This is a genomic window from Mesorhizobium australafricanum, from assembly GCF_033977265.1.
Lineage (GTDB): Bacteria > Pseudomonadota > Alphaproteobacteria > Rhizobiales > Rhizobiaceae > Mesorhizobium > Mesorhizobium australafricanum.
Map to the genome: position 1 here is coordinate 1 of NZ_JAVIIT010000071.1, position 587 is coordinate 587.

General features: G+C 56.6%; 1 pseudogene. It reads right to left on the reverse strand.

The features are described 5' to 3' along the window. Positions 1-587 (reverse strand): annotated as a pseudogene (locus tag RFM98_RS31220) (calcium-binding protein); the annotation flags it as partial.

Consider the following 587-nt stretch of genomic DNA (forward strand, 5'->3'; position numbering starts at 1 on the left):
GGGGTAGGCATCACGTACTGGCCGCCGGTGTCGGTCGTCCAGGTGCCTCCGCCAAACGCTTGATAGACCGGAACGATCTGGCTGGCCGGGATGCCCGAGGCCTCGGCGGCAGCAGCCGCTCTATCGATCATATTATAGTCGATCGTGCTTGTACCCGTACGCACCGGATAGGGATCTATCCCGTAATAGTCGATATGCGTGTTGGCGGGATTATAGGTATTCGAAAAGTCCGGGTTCGCAGAGGACCCCATGTTCATCATCGTGATGAAAGTCTTCGCACCTGGCACGTTGGAATGGATCCAGTCGGATTCGGCCTTCAGATTCGCGGCCGATGCATAGGTGCCCCATTTGCCAGTGGGATCCGGCTCGTCGGCAAGGTAGAAGCCGTACAAATTCGGATTACCGATATAGGGCGTGACCTGTTGGATAAAGGAGGACGTTGTTCCGTCGACTTGGTTTAGGTAGACGAGGCCCTTAGTGCCGGCCGGCAACGCATTCAGTTGATCGACGGATTGGACATCGATCAGATTGAATCCTGCGGTTGCAACATCCGTGGCCAGTCCACCGGATCCGGCAGTGTAGTGGAG